Here is a 20,445-nt window from a genome sequence, read left to right as displayed (position 1 = left end):
CATCAGAAACTCCTTCGGTGGGACTTCTCGGTGCGTACTGGTCCGGTCAGTGCGTACTGGTCCGGTCAGTGCGTACTGGTCCGGTCAGTGCGTACTGGTCCGGTAGCGCCTGATGCTGATCACGCCGGTGACCAGCAGCACGGCCGAGAGGGACAGCACGACCACGAGGGCGGAGTGGGTGGCGGCGAACCCGGAGACGTTCTGCGGGTTGCCCCACAGCTCGCGCACCGCCGTGACCACGGCGCTGACCGGGTTCCACTCGGCGATCGGGCGCACCAGGGCCGGCATCTTGTCGGGCGAGATGAAACCGGTGGACAGGAACGAGAACAGCACCGCGATGAGGCCGCCGACCGATTCGATGGTCTCCAGGTTGCGCCAGAGGAGGCCGAGCATGATGCCGACCCACACCATGGCGTAGATGAACGCGGCCGCCACCCCGAAACCGGCGAGCACGGACAGCGGGTCGCCGTGCGGGCGCCAGCCGAGGACCAGGCCCGCGACGGTGACCACGGCGATGCCAAGGAGGCCCATCACCCAGTCGGCGATCGAGTTGCCGATCAGCACGCCGGCACGGGAGATCGGCAGCGAACGCAGCCGGTCGAAGAGACCGCTGCGCAGATCGAGCGCGACGGCCACCGCCGTGGGCGTGATGCCGGCCAGGCCCACCTGCATCAGCCCGCCGGCGAAGATGTACTCGGTGTAGTCGGAGTTGCCGGGCGCCACCACCGATCCGCCGAGCAGATAGCCGAAGGCCACAAGCACGATGATCGGGTTCATGATGATGCCGACCAGCCTGCCGGGCGCGCGGCGCAGCCTGCGCAGCCGTCGCCCCGCCACCGTCTCGATCTCGATCATGGCCGACGCCAGCGGGCGCTCCCGGGCCGGCGCCACTTGCGTGGTCATGCCGCACCACCTTTCAGCAGACGGTTGATCACGGCGGCGATCCAGGCCTGCGGTGCCGGGTGCATGAGGTACTCGTGCCCGACGTCCACGGCGTGGCCGGTGAGTTGCGCGACGTAGGGCCGCCAGCGGTCGGCGAGCGCCGCCCGCTCCGCGTCGTCGCGGTCGGCGGTGGCGACCACCAGGTGCAGCTCACCGTCGTAGTGCTGCGGCACGAACTCCCGCATCAGTGCCCCGTGCCGGTCGGACAGCGCCATGATCCGGCGCACCCGGTCCTCGCCGAGCGCGAGCAGCGGATGCTCGTCGCGGCGCAGGACGTCCAGTACGTCGTCCGGGGTGAGGTCGCGCCCCTCGAACCGGGCCCGATCGTGTCCGATCACTTCCAGGACGTTCACCAGCATCTCGGACTCGGACTGCCGCTCCGCCGGTTGTTCGTGCTCCGGGTAACCGTCCAGGTTCATCACGAGGGAGACCCGCGCTCCCTCCTTCCGCAGCCGGGCCGCGAGTTCCTGCACCACCAGGCCGCCGAACGACCAGCCGAACAGGTGGTAGGGGCCCTCGGGCTGGATCTCCCTGATGCGGGCGAGATACTCGTCGGCCAGCTCGCCCACGCTCTCCGGCAGCTCCGCCGCGCCGGACAGCGCGGGCGACTGCAGGCCGTACACCGGGTGACCGGGCGCCAGGTGCCGGGCCAGGCCGATGTAGGGCAGCGCGAAACCCACGCCGCTGTGCACGAAGAACAGCGGGGCCAGGTCGCCGTCCGGCCGGATCGCGAGCACCGGCGCGACCGGGTCGAGTTCCTCGACGCCCCCGACACCCTCCGCGTCGTCGAACACGCGCCCCATGGCCTCGCCCCGCCACGCCGCCGCCTGCTCGGGCGGCTGCCGCTCGCCCGCGACCTCGGCGAGCCCGGCGACCGTGCGATGGGTGAACAGGTCGGCGATGTCAAGCCGGAGCCCGGCCCGCACGGCGCGGCGGATCAACCCGGGGGCGAGCAGCGAGTGCCCGCCGAGCTCGAAGAAGTCGTCCAGTACGCCTACGTCGGCCAGGCCGAGCACCTCCGCGAACACGCCGCAGAGCAGCTCCTCGATGACCGACTCCGGTGCGCGCTGGGCGGTGACCGCCGCCTCCGGCGACGGCAGTGCCGCCCGGTCCACCTTGCCGTTGGGAGTCAGCGGCCAGGCGTCAAGGACGGTCAGCGCGGACGGCCGCAGGTAGTCCGGCAGCCACTCGACGAGCTGCGCGCGCAGCCTCCCCGGCTCCAGTTCGGCGCCCGGCTCGGGCACCACGTAGCCGAGCAGCCGCGACCGTTCGCCGTCGACGGTCACCAGGGCGTCCCGGACGCCCGGGAGCGCGCGCAGCGCGGCCTCGACCTCGCCGAGCTCGATGCGGAAGCCGCGGATCTTGACCTGGTGGTCGAGGCGGCCGACGTACTCGAGCCGGCCGTCGTGGCCCCAGCGGGCCAGGTCGCCGGTGCGGTACATCCGGGAGCCCGCCGGGCCGAAGGGGTCGGCGACGAACCGGTCCGCGGTCAGACCGGGACGGTCGTGGTAGCCGCGGGCGAGCCCGTCACCGGCGATGTACAGCTCGCCGAGCACGCGGTCAGGCACCGGTCGCAGCGCGGGATCCAGCACGTACATCCGGGTGTTCGCGATCGGCAGGCCGATCGCGGGTGCCCCGGCCCGTTCGGTGTCCACCTCGGACGAAGCGGACCAGATCGTGGTCTCGGTCGGACCGTAGACGTTGAGCACCGAGCGGGCCACCGCGGCCAGGCCGGCTGCCAGCGGCTCGCTGATCGCCTCCCCTCCGGTGATGACACGCAGTCCTCGCAGCGCGTCGGCGTCCGCGTCGAGCAGCGCGCCCCAGAGGCTCGGGGTCGCCTGCATGACGTCGATCCGCTCTTCCGTGATCAATGCCGCGAGCGCCTGCGCGTCCCGTACCGTCGCCCCGTCCGCGAGGACGAGTTCGGTGCCCGCGAGGAGGGGGACGAACAGCTCCAGGTTGGCTATGTCGAAGCCGAACGTGGTGGTCGCGAGGAAGCGCTCGCCCGCCGCGACCGCCAGCCTGCCGCGCATGTCGGCCAGCAGATTGCGCAGCGCACCGTGCGGCACGGCGACGCCCTTCGGGCGGCCGGTCGAGCCGGAGGTGTAGATCAGGTAGGCCGGGTGGTCCGGCAGCAGCCCGGCGGGCTCCGCGGGGGCCGTCGGGTCGGCGTCGTGCGGCTCGTCCAGTTCATCAACCAGCACCAGGGGTACGTCCGTTTCCGGCAGCGCCGCCGAGGTCGCCGCGTCGGTGATCACCGACAGCGGCCGCGCGTCCTGGAGCATGTAGCGGATGCGGTCGGCCGGGTGGTCGGGATCGAGCGGCAGGTACGCCGCCCCGGCGCGGACCACCGCGAGCGCGGCGACCACCAGGTCCGTCCCGCGCGGCAGCGCGATGCCGAGCACCGTCTCCGGACCGGCGCCCCGCGCGAGGAGCGCGGCGGCCAACCGGCCGACCCGCCCGTCCAGTTCCCGGTAGGTGAGCACGTCCGTGCCGCAGCGCAGCGCGACCCGGTCCGGGTCGCGGCGCACCGAATCGGCGAACAGGCCGGGCAGCAGCGCGGCCGGCACGGCGGCCGCGGTGTCGTTGCGCCGCTCCAGAATGCGCTCCCGCTCGCCGGGCTCGAGGACCGTCAGCGAGCCAAGACGCTCGTCCGGCCGTTCGGCGACCGCGCGCAGCAGCCGGATCAGCCGCTCGCCCAGCCGCTGTGCCGAGGTCCGGGTGAACAGGTCCGAGCTGTACACCAGGGCGCCCGCGATGCCGTCCGGTGTGCCGTCGGACCGCCGCTCGGACAGGTCGAAGGCCAGGTCCACCTTCGGCCGCGTGTTGTGCAGCGGCTCCTCGCGGCAGTCGAAGCCCGGCAGCCCCGGCACCGACGCGCCGTCGTCCGCGGTGAACTGCACAAGCACCTGGAACAGCGGATGCCGGGCCAGCGACCGGGCCGGGTTGAGCTCCTCCACGAGGTACTCGAAGGGCACGTCCTGTCGGGCGTACGCGGCAAGGTCGGTCTCCCGGACCCGGCCGAGGAGGTCCGCGAAGGTCGGGTCGCCGCTGGTGTCGGTGCGCAGCACGAGCGTGTTCACGAAGAACCCGATCATGTCGTGCAGGCCCTCGTCGTCGCGGCCCGCGACGGTGCTGCCCAGCGGGATGTCCGTGCCGGCGCCCAGCTTGCCGAGCAGCGCTGCGACGGCGGCCTGCATGACCATGAACAGCGTGCTGTTGTGGTCCTGGGCCAGTTGGGCCAGCGCGCGGTGCAGCTCGGCGTCGAGGTCGAAGCGGACCATGTCGCCGGCGTGGCCGCCGACCGCGGGCCGCGCGAAGTCGCGTGGCAGCTCCAGTTCGTCCGGCAGTTCGGCGAGCACCTCGCCCCACTCGGCCAGTTGCCTGGACAGCGGTCCTTCCGGATCCGGCTCGGAGCCGAACAGCTCTCGCTGCCACATCGCGAAGTCCGTGTACTGCAAGGCCTCGGGCGCCCAGTCCGGCGCGCGGCCCGCAAGGCGCGCGGTGTACGCCTCGGCGAACTGCCGCAGCAGCGGTCCGGTCGAGACACCGTCCACCGCGATGTGATGGAACACGATGAGCGACACCGACTCGCCGTCGTCGAGGCGGTACAGGTGGGCCCGTACCGGGCACTCGGTCTCCAGGTCGAAGCCGCGGTCCACCTCGCGTGCCAGCTCGGCCGCGAGGTCCGCGGCCGGTACGTCCACGACGCGCAGCCCGGGCCGGAACTCCGGCTGGGGCACCTGGTACGGCACTCCGTCGGCGTCCTGCGGGAAGACGGTGTGCAGGACCTGGTGGCGTGCCACGACATCGCCGAGCGCCGCCTCGAACGCGGCGGGGTCGGGCACGCCCGAATAGCGCACCGCCATGGGCACGTTGTAGGTGCCGGTGCCGCCTTCGGCCATGTGGTTGAGGAACCAGAGCCTGCGCTGCGCGAACGACAGCGGCCAGTGCTCGCCGTCGGTGAGCGGGGCGGCGGGCCGCAACGGCGGCCTGCCCGCCACCTCGGCCTCGGGCAGCAGCGCCGCGAGCGCGGCCGGGGTGGGCGCCTCGAACAGTGCGCGAACCGGCAGGTCCACGCCCATCTCGGTGCGCAGCCGGCCCAGTGCGTAGATCGCGAGGAGCGAGTGCCCGCCCAGCTCGAAGAAGTCGTCGTCTACGCCGACTCCGGTCTGGCCGAGTACCTCCGCGAACACGGCGCACACCAGGCGCTCCGCCGAGGTCCGCGGCTCGCGGCTCTCCACGGACGCGCTCGGCTCGATCGCCGTCAGGGACGTGCGGTCCACCTTGCCGTTGGCCGTCAGCGGCAGCGCGTCGAGGAGCGAAACCGCCGACGGCACCATGTAGTCGGGCAGGACCGCCGCGAGATCGGCCTTGATGACGGCGGTGGTCGGCACCTGCTCGCCCGCAGCGGGCACGACGTAGCCGGAGAGCCAGGTGCCCCCGTCCGTCCCGTCCACGCGCACCGCGGCCTCCCTGACGTAGGGCAGCGCGCGCAACGCGGTCTCGACCTCGCTCAGTTCGATCCGGAACCCGCGGACCTTGACCTGGTCGTCGAGCCTGCCCAGGAATTCCAGGTCGCCGTCCGCGCCCCAGCGGACCACGTCGCCGGTGCGGTACATCCGGCTGCCGTCGGCCGCGGCCGGATCGGCCACGAACGCGGTCGCGGTGCGGGCGGCCAGGCCCAGGTAGCCGACGCCGACACCGGCGCCGCTCACGTACAGGTCGCCGGGCGCGCCGCTGGGTACGGGGCGCAGGTCGGGGCCGAGCACATGCAGCAGCGTGTTGCGCAACGGCTTGCCGATCGGCACTCGTTGAGCCGCCGTCAGCGGCGCGTGGATCACGGCGTGGGTGACGTCGTCGGAGCACTCGGTCGGGCCGTAGCAGTTCATCACCGGCACCGCCGGGAACCTGGTCAGCCAGCGGTTGCACAGGTCCGGCGGCAGCGCCTCGCCGGTGATCGCCAGCCAGCGCAGCCGGCCGAGGTCCACCTCGACGCCGTCGGTCTCCCACCCGTCGATCGCGGCCGACAGGAGGGACGGGACCACCTCGAGGACGGTGACGTCATCGGCCCGCACGGTCTCGAACAGCGCACGCGGCTCGCGGGCCGCTTCGCGGTCCACCACCCGCACCACGCCGCCGACAAGCAGCGGCGTCAGCATCTGCCACACGGAGATGTCGACGGTGACCGGCGCGTTGTGCAGGAGCCGGTCATCCGGGGTCAGCCCCAGTGCCTCGACCTTGGCGAGCAGGTGGTTGACCATGCCCGCGCGGTGGACCGCGACCGCCTTCGGCCGGCCGGTCGACCCGGACGTGAAGATCACGTAGGCGAGCGCGTCCGGGGCGTCCACGTCCGGCGCGAGATCGGCGGCGTCGTCGACCCGATTCCCCAGCGGTACCGGGTCGACCCGCACATCGTGCTGCGCCGCAAGCAGGCCGAGCACCTCGGTGCCGAGCCCGCTGTGGGTCTCGTCGACCACCAACTGGCTCGCCCCGCAGTCCAGCAGGGTGTCGACGAGCCTGCTCGGGCTCGACGTGACGTCCAGCGGTACGTACGCCCGGCCCGCGCCCAGCGCGCCGAGCACGGCGGCGATATGGCCGGCGCCGCGTTCGGACAGCACGGCCACCGGTTCGCTTCCGGTCAGCCGCCGGGACAGTGCGCCGGCCCGGCCGACCAGGCCCGCGTACGTGGTGGTGGCGCCGTCCGGGTCGACCACCGCGATGGCGTCGGGCCGGGCGGCGGCGTGCGCCCGGACGCGGGCCACCAGGCCCTCGTAGCGCTCATCGGTGACCGGTCCTGTGCCCAGCGCGCGAACGTGTGCCTGCTCCTTCGCCGGCAGTGCGCCCAGGTCGCTCAGCCGGGCGTGCGGGTCCGTGACAACCGCCGTCAGCAGCGCCAGGAACCGGTCGATGGTGCGCTGCGCGGTGCTGCGTGCGTAGAGCTCGGTGCGGTACTCCAGGACGCCGACCATCGAGCTCGGCTCGCCGTCGACGAAGCACTCGTCGAGCAGCAGCGACAGGTCGAACTTGGCACGGCGCAACGGAACCGGTTCGACCGAGCCGAACAGCGCGGCCGCCTCGGCGGTCGTGTCCACCCGGCTGGTCATCGTCAGCATGTACTGGAACAGCGGCTGCCGGGTCAGTGACCGGTTCGGGTTGAGCGCCTCGACCAGGTGCTCGAACGGCAGATCCTGGTTGGCGTACGCGGCCAGGTCCGTCTCCCGCACCCGGCCGACCAGTTCGGCGAACGTCGGGTCGCCGCCGGTGTCGGTCCGCAGCACGAGGGTGTTGACGAAGAAGCCGATCAGGTCCTCGAGCGCCTCGTCGTCCCGCCCTGCGACCGGTGTGCCGACGGGGATGTCGGTGCCCGCGCCGAGCCGGGTGAGCAGCGTCGCGAACGCGGCCTGGACCACCATGAACAGGCTGGCGTCCAGATCGGCCGCGACCCGGGTCAGTTCACTGTGCAGCCGCGCCGGGACCTCGAACGGCAGCTCCTCGCCCTCGTATCCGGAGACCGCGGGGCGCAGGTAGTCGGTCGCGACGTCCAGCGCCTCCGGTACGCCGTCGAGGGCCTTGCGCCAGTAGGCGAGCTGCCGCGTGGACACGCTGTCCGGATCGTCGGTGTCCCCGAGGAGGTCGCGCTGCCACCCGCCGTAGTCCCCGTACTGCACGGAGAGCGGCGCCCACTCGGGGGCGTGCCCGGCGATCCGCGCCTCGTACGCGGCGCACAGATCGCGTACCAGCGGCGTGATCGACCCGCCGTCGAAGGCGATGTGATGGATCACCAGGAGCAGCACATGCTCGCCGTTGTCCACTTCGTACAGGACGCAGCGCAGCGGCGTCTCGGTCAGGTCGATCCTGGTGTCCGCCTGGGTCGCGAGCGCTTCGTCCAGGTCGTCGGCCCCGATCCGCACGACGGTGACCGGCACCTCGGGCCGCGGCTCGATGACCCGCTGCACGGCGGCGCCGCCCTCGTCCGCGTACACGGTACGGAGCACCTCGTGCCGCGTGGTGACGTCGGCGAGCGCGGCGCGCAGCGCGGGCTCGTCGGCGGCCGCGGACAGCCGCACCGCGATCGGCACGTTGTACATGCCGGCGGCCTCGTCCTCCTGCAGCCGGTCGAGGAACCACAGGCGCTGCTGTGCGAAGGACAGCGCGGCCGGCCCGCCGTCGCGGGGCGCGGGACGCAGCGGCGGGCGCGCGGCCGCCGCGCCGCCGATCCGCAGGGCGAGGCCCGCGACCGTGGGCGCCTCGAACAGCGACCGGATCGGCACCTCCAGGTTCAGCATCGACCGCAGCCGGGCGATCACCTTGGTGGCAAGCAGCGAGTGCCCGCCCAGGGCGAAGAAGTCGTCGTCGATGCCGATCGAGTCCAGGCCGAGGACGTCGGCGAAGACGAACGTGAGGCTCTTCTCCAGCGGGGTCCTCGGGGCGCGGCCGGCGGGCCGTTCCACGGCGCCCGGCTCGGGCAGTGCCGCGCGGTCCACCTTGCCGTTCGGGGTCAGCGGCAGGGTCTCAAGGGCGACGAGCGCGGCGGGCACCATGTAGTCGGGAAGGGACCCGGACACGTGCTCGCGCACCAGGTCCACGTCCGGCAGTTCGCCGCCGGGCACCGGCACGACGTAGCCGACGAGACGTTGGCCGCCGCCGTCCGCGCCGAGCACCACGGACGCGTCGCCGACGGCGGGCGCGCCGCGCAACGCGGCCTCGACCTCGCCCAGTTCGATCCGGTAACCGCGCAGTTTCACCTGGTCGTCCACGCGGCCCACGTAGTGGAGGACACCGTGCTCGTCCCAGCGGGCCAGGTCGCCGGTGCGGTACATCCGCTCGCCGGAGGGGTCGAACGGGGACGCCACGAACCGGGTCGCGGTGAGGTCGGGCCGGTTCAGGTAGCCGCGGGCCAGGCCGCCGCTGACGTAGATCTCCCCGGTCACCCCGGCCGGTACCGGGCGCAGCGCGGAGTCCAGGAGGTAGACCCGGTGCGCGCCCAGCGGGCGGCCGATCGACGGGCGTTCGGGTCCGTGCAGCGGGCCCGCGCAGGTGGAGGCGAGCACGGTCTCGGTCGGGCCGTAGCCGTTGAACATCCGGACGCTGTCCGACCAGCGCGTCACGACCTCCTTCTGGCACGCCTCGCCGGCGACCACCATGGTCAGGTCGGCGGGCAGGGTGCTGCCGTCGGGCAGTGCCGCGGCGACGGCGGGAGGGAACGCGAGGAGGTTGACCCGCTGTTGGGCGATCAGGTCGACCAGGGCCGGTCCCGGCAGCCTGCTCAGCTCGTCGGTCAGCACCAGCGTGCCGCCGCCGAGCAGCGCCATCGACCACTCCCAGATCGACGCGTCGAAACTGGACGGGGCGAACTGCAGCATCCGGGTGCCCGGTACGACGTCGAACCGCGCGATGAGGTCGAAGACCATCTTGGTGAACCCGAGGTGGTCCACCACGACGCCCTTGGGCCGCCCGGTCGAGCCGGACGTGTAGATCACGTACGCGGCATCGGTGGGCAGCAGCGGCCTGGTGCGCTCGGCGTCGGTCAGGTCGCCCGCCGGGCGGGCGGCCACCCGCGCCGCGCGGTCCGGGTCGTCGACCAGGATCATCTCGGCCTCGCGCTCCGGCAGTTCACGGCCGATGTCCACGGTGGACACGATCACTGCGGGCCGGGAGTCGTCGAGCATGAACGCGATCCGGTCGGCCGGATACTGCGGGTCGACCGGGACGTAGGCGGCACCGGCCTTCTGTGTCGCGAGGACCGACACAAGGAGTTCGGGGGTGCGCGGAAGCACCAGCGCGACGAGGGTGTCAGGGCCCGCGCCGGACGCGATGAGTTCGCGCGCCATCCGGGCCGCCCGCGCGTCCAGTTCGGCGTAGCTCATCGTGCCGTCGGTCCAGCTCAGCGCCGGTGCGTCCGGTGCGGCGGCGACCCGCTCGGCGAACAGCGTCGGCACGTCGCACACGCGGCGCTCGGCGATCGAGCCCGCCCACGGGCCGACGATGTCGCCGCGCTCGTCGGCGGTGAGCGCGTCGAGCGCGCCCAGCGGCCGGTCCGCGTTGTCCACCACGGTGGTGAGCAGCCCGATGAGCCGCCGCGCGACCCGTTCGGTGTCGGCGGGTCCGAACAGGTCGGGACGGTAGGCAAGTTGCAGCTTGATCCGGCTGCCCGGATGCACAAGCAGCGCCATCGAGTACTCGCCGGAGAGCTCGGCGCGGATGTCGTCCACCGCGAGGCCCGGCACGATCGCGCTCAGCTCCGCGATGTCCGTCGGGTAGTTCTGGATGGTCACCGACGTGTCGAGGAGCTTGCGGATCCCGGTAAGCCGCTGGATGTCGCCGAGACCGAGGTGCTGGTGTTCGGCCAGGCCCAGTTGCTGGTCCTGGAGGTCGGCCGCCACCTCGGCGAACGAGCGGTACGGGTCGAGTCGTACCGGCACCGGCAGGGTGTTGACGAACATGCCGACCATCTCGTCCACTCCGGACAGGTCGGCAGGGCGGCCGGACTGCACGCTGCCGAACACCACGTCCCGGCTGCCGGTGAGCCGGCCGACCAGGATCGCCCAGCAGGCGTGCATCACGCTGCCGAGGGTGAGGTCACGGCCGCGGGCGAACTCGGTGACCGCCGACGTCAGTTCCGCCGGCAGGTCGAAGAACAGATGCTCGGGGCGAACCGGCGGGACTTCCTCGCCGTGCGGTGAGATCAGCGTCCCCTCGGATACGTTCGCCATCGCGGCCCGCCACGCCTGCTCGGCCCGCTCTCCGTCCCGGCTGTCCAGCCAGGTCAAGTAGTCCTGGTACGGCCGGGGTTCAGCGAACCGCACCCCGCCATCTCGGTAGGCGGCCAGCAGGTCGCGCATCACGATCGGCGTCGACCAGCCGTCCGCCACGATGTGGTGGAACGTCCACAGCAGACGGTGTCTGTCCGGGCCGACGCGGATCAGCGTGAACCGCATGAGCGGCGGCGCCGCCAGGTCGACTCCGCGGTCCCGGTCGGCGGCCGCGAAGTCGGCGAGCTCCGCCTCGGAGGCGCCGGTCATGTCCACTTCCGACCACGGCAGTTCGACCGACTCGGGGACGACTTGGAGCTGTTCGCCGGTCGCGCTGTAGCGGAAGCAGCAGCGCAGGTTGACGTGCCGGTCCATCAGGTGTGCCGTGGCGGCGCGCAGCCGGTCGGGGTCCAGCGGTCCTGTCAGGTCCGCGAGCACTTGGACGTGGTAGACGTCCAACTCGTTCTTGTGCAGGCCCGCGTGGAACAGCATGCCCTTCTGCAGCGGCGACAGGGAGAGTACGTCCTGGAGCGGGCCGAGGTCGGCCTCGAACCCCTCGATCTCCCGCTGGGTCAGCGTCGAGACCGTCAGGTCGGACGGCGTACGACCGCCCGCGCCCGGCGTTGCGGTGTGCTCGGCCAGCAGATCGAGGAGCCGCAGCCATTCCCCGGCAAGGTCCTCGCCGCCGGGGAGCAGGTCGGGCAGGTACGCCCAGTCGGCGACCAGCCTGCCGTCGTGCACCGCCACGGTCACGGTCACCACATGGCCGGCCGGTGTGGCCGGGTCCGCCTCGGCGGCCAGCGGGCCCGGCAGTTCGCCGTCGAACCGCAGCCGCACCTGCGGGGTCCCGCGCCGGGCGAGCACCCCACCGGTCTGCGGGTTGAGGTGGCGCAGCACGCCGTAGCCGGAGCCGCCGTCCGGCAGCGCCCGCAGCTGCTCCTTGACGCGCTTGACCGCGTCGTCCAGGTCCGTGTCGCCGGCGGCGAGGTCCTCCACGTAGGGCACGGCGGCATCCGCGCGCACCGGGAACCCGCTGGTGCAGCGGCCGACCGTACGGCCGAGGTCGATTCCCCCGGCCTGCCGCTCCGGGCCGTACCCGTCCAGTTCGACGAGGACGGCGGTGCGGCCCGCCTCGGCCGCGCCGCGGTGCGCGGAGCCGGCCAGCGCAAGGGCGGCGAGCAGCGCGTCCTCGGTGGTCGCGTGGAACGCCGACGGCAGCGCGGAGAGCAGCGCCGCGCTGGTCCCCGCGGACACCTCCTGGCGGAGGTGCCGCAGCGCGGCCACGGTGTGCGTCGCCGGGTCGAGCGCGGCGTCCGGCACCAACTGGGCGTCGGAGTCGAGCTGTTCGGTCCACGACGGCAGTTCGCGTACGCGGCGCGCGGCGCGTGCCTGCTCGGCGAGTTCGGTCGCCCACGTCCGGTAGGGCACCGGCACGTCGCCGGCCACCGGCGCCCGGCCCGCGACGGCGTCGCGGCATCCGGCGAGCAGGTCGTCGGCGAGCACCCGCCACGACGCGGCGTCCGCCACCAGTTCGTGCGCCAGCATCAGGACGCGCCGCCCGGTGAGCACCACCTGGAGCGCGACGCCCTCGCCCACCGCGAGGCGGGTCCGCGCGGCCGCTGCCAGCTCGGCAAGGTCAGCCGCCGCGTCGGCCTCGGTCACAAGGCGCTGCGCGCGTATCGCGGCCGTCGGGAGCACGCCCGACGTCAGGAGGCCCTCGAACGGCTCGGTCAGGCACAGCCGCAGCGCCTCGTGCCGGTCGAGGAGTGCCTGCACGGCCGCGGTCAGCGCGGCCAGGTCGGTGCCCTCCGGGGCGTCCACGACCAGGTACTCGCTCAACTGCCCGGCCGGGCCCGGCAGTGCGCCGGCCCGGTCCCGCAGTCGCTGCACCGAGGGGGTGAGCGCGAGCTCGTGCACGTCGTGCTGTCCGTCCGCCACTGCCCTCTCCGACTGAGTCACGATGTCTCCCTACCGTTGAGTGCGCAGTGGTCGACCAGGGCACGCAGCGCCCGGAACCAGGTGTTCGCGATGTCCTCGGCTTCCGCGTCGCCGAACAGCTCGCCGGCCCAGAGCCAGTCGGCCACCAGGTGTGGCCCGCTCGGCCGGTCCTCGGTCACGGGTGTGACGGCAAGGACGTGGCGCAGCGGCATGTCCTTGCTCGTGGCGGTGCTGATGACCGCGCCGCCGCCGTCGAGCCGCCAGGCGCCCGTCCCGGCACCCGAGGTGAAGCGGCCCAGGTAGTTCAGGCCGATCTCGGGCGGTGCGAACCGTGCGAGGGCGGTCTCCGTCTGGGCGTTGAGGTAGCGCAGCAGGCCGTAGCCGAGGCCGCGGTCCGGTGCGGCGTACGTGCGTGCCGCGAGCCGTCCCAGGTCGTCGCCGCCCGCCCAGAGGCCGTCCCAGTCCGGCGTCGCGCCGTCCGTCGACAGGTCGAGACGTACCGGGAAGATGCTCGTGAACCAGCCCACCGTGCGGGCCAGGTCCTCGTCGGCGATCGGCTCGCGGCCGTGCCCCTCGAGCTCCACCAGGACCTGTCCGGCAGGCTCGCCCGTGCGCCGCCGCCAGTCGGCGACGGCGATGCCAAGCGCGGTCAGCAGCACGTCGTTGACCTCGACGCCCAGCGCGGCCGGGGTGAGGCCGAGCAGCGGCCGGGTCACCTCGGGCGGCAGGACCAGGCGCAGCGAGTGGCCGGTGGCGTACGTGTCGCGCAGCGGGTCGAGCGGTCGGTCGGCCAGCGGTGGCCCCGGGTCGCGTACTTGCTCCAGCCAGGCGGGGAACTCCGCGAGTCGGGCGCTGGATCGGGCGCTCTGGCCGAGTGTGCGGCACCACTGGCGGTACGAGGTGCCGACGGCGGTGAGCGTGATGTCCCTGTCCGCCGCCGCGGACTCCCACGCCTCGCGCAGGTCCGGCACAAGGACCCGCCACGACACGCCGTCCACGCACAGGTGGTTCACCAGCCACAGCAGCCGGTCGGGGTCGCCGCCCTCGCCGCGGACCAGTACCGCCTGAGTGACGATCCCGCGCTCCGGGTCCATGCGGGCCTGGGCGGCCGCCGCGAGTTCCGGCAGCGGCGCGGAGCCCGCCTCGGTGAGCACGTCGCCCGCCTTCACCGCCCCTGGCGGCAGGGTCTCCATCACCCACTGCCCGGCGACCGGGACGCCCACCTGCATGCGGAGCGCGTCGTGGTGGTCGAGTACGGCTTGCAGCGCGAGGCCGAGCCGGTCGGCGTCCACCCCGGACGGGACCTCGACCACCACGTACTGGCCGTAGCGGCGGACCGCGCCGGGCAGGCCGTCGGCGGTCAACAGCGCCAGGTCCTCGCGCAGTTGAGCGGTCACCGGAGGCGGCTCGACCTCGCCGACACCGTCCTCCGGGCGCGGCACCGGCAGCTTCAGCGGCACCGCCGCGGCCGCGATCGCCGCCGGGGTCTTCAGCTTGAAGATCTGCTGCGGGGTGACCAGCAGCTCCTCCCGGCCGATCCGGCTGGACACCTGGATCGAGATGATGCTGTCCCCGCCCAGGTCGAAGAAGTTGTCGTCGGGGCCGATCGCGGGCAGGCCGAGCGCCTCGGCGAACAGCCGGCAGAGCAGCTCCTCCTCCGGTGTCTCCGGGGCCCGGCCCGCGCCCGCCCGCGTCACGTCGCCCGACTCCGGCTCGGGCAGCGCCCTGCGGTCCACCTTGCCGTGCTCGGTGAGCGGCAGCGCGGGCAGCGTCACAAGGACGGCAGGCACCATGTATTCGGGCAGCACCGCGCCGAGCAGATCGCGCAGCAGTTCGGGATCGGCGTGCGCGTCACCGGCGGGCACCACGTAGCCGACCAGGCGCTGGCGGCCCGGCTCACCGGACACGGCCGCGGCGGCGTCACGGACCTGCGGCAGTGCGAGCATCGCTGCCTCGACCTCGGCCAGTTCGATCCGGTGTCCGCGCACCTTCACCTGGTGGTCGCGGCGCTCCACGAACTCCAGCTGTCCGTCCGGCCGCCAGACCACCCGGTCGCCGGTGCGGTACATCCGTGCACCGCCGCCCGCGAACGGATCGGGCAGGAACGTCGTCGCGGTCTTCGCCGGATCGCCGAGATAGCCGCGGCCGACGCCGGTGCCGCCGACGTACAACTCGCCGATGGCGCCGCGCGGCACCGCACTGAGGCCGTCGTCAAGCACGTACAGGGAGGTGTTGCGGATCGCGCGGCCGATCGGAACCCGGCGCTGCGCCGTGCCGGTGGCGCCGTCCTCGGCGGTGAGCACCGCGTGCGTGACGTCGTCCGAGCACTCGGTGGGCCCGTAGGCGTTCAGTACCGGGATCTCCGGTTCGCGACGGAACCAGCGGCGGCACAGGTCGACGGGCATCGCCTCGCCCGTCACCAGAAGCCGGCGCAGGGTGCTCAGTCGGGGGCCGCGCTCCAGGGCGTCCCACGAGTCGAGGGCGGCGCGAAGGAGCGACGGCACCACCTCGGCCACGGTGACGCCCTCTTTGACGACCAGCGGGAACAACAGGTTCGGGTCGGCGGCGACGTCGCGCGACACGATGCGCACCCGGCCGCCGACCAGCAGGCCTGCCAGCAACTGCCAGACGGAGATGTCGAAGGTGAGCGGCGCGTTCTCCAGGACCGTGTCGGCCGGCGTCAGGTCCAGGTCCTCGATCTTGGCGCGCAGGTGGTTCACCATGCCGCCGTGGTGCACCATCGCGCCCTTCGGCGTACCGGTTGAGCCTGAGGTGAAGATGACGTACGCCAACTCGTCCGGGTCGTCGGGCAGTTCGGCGAGGCCGGTGTCGTCGGCGGTGTCGTCGGCGTCGTCATCGGCGTCATCGAGGAGCACGATGCCGGTACGGGTCCCGGCGGCGATCTCTTCGGCCAGTTCGAGGTGTTCGGCGTCCACGAGCAGGCAGTTGATGCCGTTGTCCGTCACCAGGCCCGCGGTGCGCGCGGCGGGGGCCCGCACGTCCAGCGGTACGTAGGCCGCGCCCGCGCCCCAGGTGCCGAGCACCCCGACGACGAACGCGGCGCCCGGCCCGGCGAGCACCCCGACGAGACCGGTGTCCGGCAGCCGTCGCGCCAACGCGTCGGCCCGCGCGACCAGTTGCCGGTAGGTCAGTTCCCGTGGCGCGTCATCGGGACCGTCGATCAGCGCCACCGCGTCGGGCTGCTCCGCGGCGATCGCGCGGATCGTCGCGGGCACGCTCAGGTACGGCTCGTCGCGGGCCGGTCCGGCGGACATCCGGTCGTAGTGGCCGGCCTCGATCGCGTCGAGCAGCGGCACCTCGCCCACGGGGGTCTGCTCCGGGGCACCGGCGAACCGGCCGAGGAACGCCGCGAACCGGTCGAGGTGGTCGGCCACTTCGTCCGGGTGGTACAGGTCCGGGTTGCCGTTGATGTTCAGCTGCAGGTGCTCGCCGGGGTTGTCGACCGTGGTCACCATCATGTCGCCGACCAGGCCGGTGGTGAGGTTCTCGACGGTCGCCGTGCACGGGCCCAGGTCCAGCGCGGTCAGCAGCGGCAGCATGTTCACGAACGGCCCGGCCGGCCAGCGGTCTTCGGCCCGCAGGCCGAGGTCGCGGCGGATCGCGCCGACCCGGTAGCGCTGATGGCGCAGCAGTCCGGAGAGGTCCGCCGCGGTGCGGCGGAGCAGTTCCGGGCGGCTCTCCGCGCGGTCCAGGCGCACCGCCATCGGCAGGAAGTTCGCGGTCATTCCGGGGATCTTGAGGGCGGTCGCACTCGTCCGGGCGCTCGCCGCGACGGTCAGCGTCACGTCGGGGGCGCCGGTGATCCGGTGGGTGTAGAGGGCGGTCGCGGCCATCAGGAGCGCGCCGGTGCTCACCCGGGCCTCGGTCGCCGCGTCGCGTACGGCGCCGGACACCCGCTCGTCCAACACGCGGGTACGGCGCAGGAATGCGCGGGGCAGCGAGTCCACCGGAGACCGGGTGGACAGTGTGGTCGCCGCGCTGGGCCGCGGAAAACGGTCGCGCCAGAACCTGCGGTCCCGCTCCTCGAACCGTGAGCCGAGGTAGGCCTCCTCGTCCTCGATCAGCAGCCGCAGCGGCGGCAGCGCGCCCTGGCCCGGGTCGCCGCCCACGGCACGGCCGGCGTAGATCTCCGCGAACCGGCGCCAGTACACGACGTGGCTGTAGCCGTCGCTGATCGCATGGTGGATGCAGAAGTACAGCTGGGTCCGCTCGGGGCCGATGCGCAGCGCGGCCAGCCGCATCAGCGGGAAGTCGGTCATCGCGAACGGACGCAGCAGGTCGGCGTTCATCCACCGCCGCGCGGCGGACTCGGGGTCCGGCTCCGCGGACAGGTCGTGCCAGGTCATGGGCAGGGCGGGCAGTGGCCGTACGGTCTGCTGGGGCAGGCCGTCCCGTTCGACGAAGCGAAGCCGGGTGCACTCCGCCTCGTCCACCAGCTGCCTTACGGAGGCCTCGAGCACCGCGGGGTCCAACGGGCCGTGGATGTCCACGCAGGCGCCGGAGTTGTAGGCCGGTGTCCCGCCGGAGAACTGTTCGTCGTACCAGATCTCCGCCTGACCCTGCATCAGCGGGAACACGGTCCGCGTATCGGCCGTCTGCTGCTGCCGCGCTGCGGTCACAACTGCCTCCTCGTGGTGGCGGACTCCGCCACGGCCGGAGCCAGCGCGCCGGCCCCGAAGTGCTCGGTCACCCACTCGTCGTCGTAGATGGTGTCCAGATAGCGCTCACCGAGGTCCGGCGCGATGGCCACAGCGGTGAGGTCACCGCCCGGCGCGTGCTCGGCCAGCCAGCGCAGCGCGCCGGCGACCACGGTCCCGGTCGAGCCGCCGAACAGAAATCCGTTGCGCTGCATCGTCCGGCAGATGCGCACGGTGTCCAGTTCGGCCACGACGACCACTTCATCGACGTACGACCGGTCGAGCAGGGCGGGCCGCACCGCGGTGCCCAGCCCCGGTATCAGCCGCGGCGCGGGCGGGAACCCGAAGGTGACCGAGCCCTCCGCGTCGATCACCACGATCCGGGCGGACGGCTTCTCCTCGCGCAGGTAGCGCGCGCAGCCCATGAGCGTTCCGGTGGTGCCCGCGCCGACGAACAGCACGTCCAGTTCCGGGAATTCCTTGAGGATCTCCGGGCCGGTCGTGCGCGCGTGGGCCAGCCAGTTCGCCGGGTTGCTGTACTGGTCGAGCCAGACGTACCGGTCGTTCTCGCGGCACAGCTGCTCGACGCAGGCGAGGCGGGCACCGAGCAGCCCGCGCTCCGGATGCGGCTCGGTCACCACGCGCACTTCCGCGCCCTGCGCCCGCATCAGCCGCTGCGCGCCGAGCGTGCAGCGCGAATCGGTGACACACACGAAGCCGTAGCCGCAGCTCGCCGCGACGATGCTCAGCGCGACGCCCAGGTTGCCCGACGAGCTCTCCACGATGGTCGTGCCGGGGCGCAGCACACCGGCCCGCTCGGCGGTGCCGATCATCTCCAGGGCGGCCTTCAGCTTCACCGAGCCGGCGAAGTTGAAGCCCTCGCACTTGAGATAGAGCGACCGTCCGAACATGGGCTCCATGGCCACATAGAGGTCCGCGACGTTGAACTCCTCGGGGCGGGTGATCACCGTCATCGCGTCACCGCTTTCCCGCGTCCGGACAGAACTCGTTGGGTCCGACGCCCAAAAATGACCGAGAAAGCCGGCCGCGACTCCGTCATCGACATCTTCTCCGAATTCTCCGAACCCCTACGTACTGACTACGCACTGACTCGCAATATTCGAAGATGATTGCTCCCCTCGCTGACAGGGCAATGACGTGGCACTGACCAGCCGCCTCAACACCCGGATATTGCACGGGCTATAGAGGAAATATAGAAGGACTCAAGCTTCTCGCACGGAGCATCCTCCACAGTTCGTTGACATCTCGAGGATTCCCGTGGGAAATTCGCCAAACACCGCAGAAAATAAGCGGTTCCCACATTCTGGCGGTCGAACGAACCGCTTTTCAGCAAGACTCAGCAAGACTTGGAACAGCTACAACGAACCGGCGCCGCATGACGGTGCGGAAAGGGTGAACAGTGGTGGAGGATCATCGCATCAAGCGGGTCGTCATCCTCGGTGGCGGTACGGCCGGGTGGATGTCCGCCTCGTACCTCGGCAAGGCGCTCGGATCGGAGGTGTCCATCACGGTGCTCGAGGCGCCGCAGGTGCCCCGCATCGGTGTCGGCGAGGCGACGGTGCCGAACCTGCACAAGACGTTCTTCGACTACCTCGGCTTCACCGAGGAAGAGTGGATGCGCGAGTGCAACGCCAGCTTCAAGATGGGCATCAAGTTCACCAACTGGCGCACTCCGGGCGCCGGTGAGGCCACCCCGCGCACGATGAGCGACGGAACGGGGGATCACTTCTACCACCTGTTCGGTCTGCTGGCGAACTCGGACAACCTGCCGATCTCGCACCACTGGACGCACAAGAAGCTCGCCGGCCAGACCGACGAGCCGTTCGACTACGCGTGTTACCGCGAGCCTCCGATCATGGACCAGAATCTGTCGCCACGGTTCATGGACGGCACCAAGTGGACCAACTACGCGTGGCACTTCGACGCGAATCTGGTCGCCGACTTCCTCTGCCGTTTCGCGGTGCAGAAGCAGGGCGCGGTCCACATCAAGGAAAAGATGACCAGCGCCGAGGTGGACGAGCGCGGCTACATCACCTGCGTGAAGACCGAGACCGGACGGGTCGTCGAAGGCGACCTCTTCATCGACTGCTCGGGCTTCCGCGCGCTGCTCATCAACGGCGTGATGCGTGAGCCGTTCCTGGACATGAGCGACCACCTGCTCAACGACAGCGCGGTCGCCACCGCCGTCCAGCACGACGACGAGGCGGAGGGCGTCGAGCCGTACACCGGCGCGATCGCCATGTCCTCGGGCTGGGCGTGGAAGATACCGATGCTGGGCCGTTTCGGCACCGGGTACGTGTTCTCCAGCCGCTTCCAGTCGCGCGACGACGCCACCCTCGAGTTCTGCAAGATGTGGGGCCTCGACCCGGAGAAGCAACCGCTGAACCAGATCAAGTTCCGGGTGGGCCGCAACCGCCGCGCGTGGGTGCGCAACTGCGTCAGCATCGGCCTGGCGTCGTGCTTCCTGGAGCCGCTCGAGTCCACGGGCATCTACTTCACCTACGCGGCGCTCTACCAGCTGGCGAAGCACTTCCCGGACAAGCGGTTCGACCCGATCCTGCAGAACCGGTTCAACGCCGAGATCGAGACGATGTTCGACGACACCCGGGACTTCCTGCAGGCCCACTTCAGCTACGCGCCGCGCAACGACACGGCGTTCTGGCGGGCCTGCAAGGACCTCGAGCTGGCCGACGACATCAAGGAGAAGGTCGCCATGTACCAGGCGGGTCTCCCGGTGAACATGCCGATCACCGACGAGGCCACCTACTACGGCAACTTCGACGCCGAGTTCCGCAACTTCTGGAACAACAGCAACTACTACTGCATCTTCGCCGGCCTGAACAAACTGCCGGACCACACGCTGCCGATACTCGCGGCGCGGCCGGACATGCTGGACCGGGCCGAGCCGGTGTTCGAGGGGATCAAGGCCAAGCAGAAGGAACTGGCCGCGAGCCTCCCGTCCACGTACGACTATCTGCGCCAGCTCCACGGCAAGACCAGCTAGTCAGGGCCACGGATCTCGTCCGCCCACGGCCGGCCGTGGGCGGACCTCCCGTTCGACTGATCCGCACGACTGAACTGATCCGCACGACTGAACTGATCCGCACGACTGAACTGATCCGTGCAATTGA

5 protein-coding genes are annotated in these 20,445 nt (G+C 71.8%); 1 reads left to right on the top strand and 4 read right to left on the bottom strand.

Annotated features, from left to right (window positions below; translation table 11 throughout):
- Positions 1–84: 84 nt before the first annotated feature.
- The 4 genes from E2651_RS09980 to sbnA are packed head-to-tail and all read right to left on the bottom strand — an operon-like array spanning position 85 to position 18,267.
- Positions 85–903 carry an ABC transporter permease gene (locus tag E2651_RS09980; protein ID WP_135330695.1) on the bottom strand — a complete coding sequence of 273 codons (819 nt, stop codon included), beginning with the start codon at positions 901–903 and terminating at the stop codon, positions 85–87.
- Positions 900–12,656, bottom strand: a complete 11,757-nt coding sequence (locus tag E2651_RS09975; protein WP_135330694.1) for a non-ribosomal peptide synthetase — start codon at positions 12,654–12,656, stop codon at positions 900–902. The genes E2651_RS09980 and E2651_RS09975 overlap by 4 nt, the downstream gene beginning before the upstream one ends.
- Entirely contained in the window at positions 12,653–17,275 is a 4,623-nt protein-coding gene (locus E2651_RS09970) for a non-ribosomal peptide synthetase (RefSeq protein ID WP_135330693.1), read from the bottom strand. Before E2651_RS09970 ends, E2651_RS09975 begins: the two co-directional genes overlap by 4 nt.
- Positions 17,272–18,267, bottom strand: a complete 996-nt coding sequence (gene sbnA / locus E2651_RS09965) for a 2,3-diaminopropionate biosynthesis protein SbnA (protein WP_135330692.1) — start codon at positions 18,265–18,267, stop codon at positions 17,272–17,274. The genes E2651_RS09970 and sbnA overlap by 4 nt, the downstream gene beginning before the upstream one ends.
- A 449-nt stretch (positions 18,268–18,716) precedes the next feature.
- Between sbnA and E2651_RS09960 the strand changes: the two genes are divergently transcribed.
- Positions 18,717–20,318 (top strand): tryptophan halogenase family protein, encoded by a 1,602-nt coding sequence (locus E2651_RS09960; protein ID WP_135330691.1) that lies wholly within the window; start codon positions 18,717–18,719, stop codon positions 20,316–20,318.
- Positions 20,319–20,445: the final 127 nt, after the last annotated feature.

Source organism: Streptomyces sp. MZ04 (assembly GCF_004684775.1).
In the GTDB taxonomy this organism is placed as follows: Bacteria; Actinomycetota; Actinomycetes; order Streptomycetales; family Streptomycetaceae; genus Streptomyces.
This window is presented reverse-complemented; position numbering and strand designations above follow the sequence as displayed.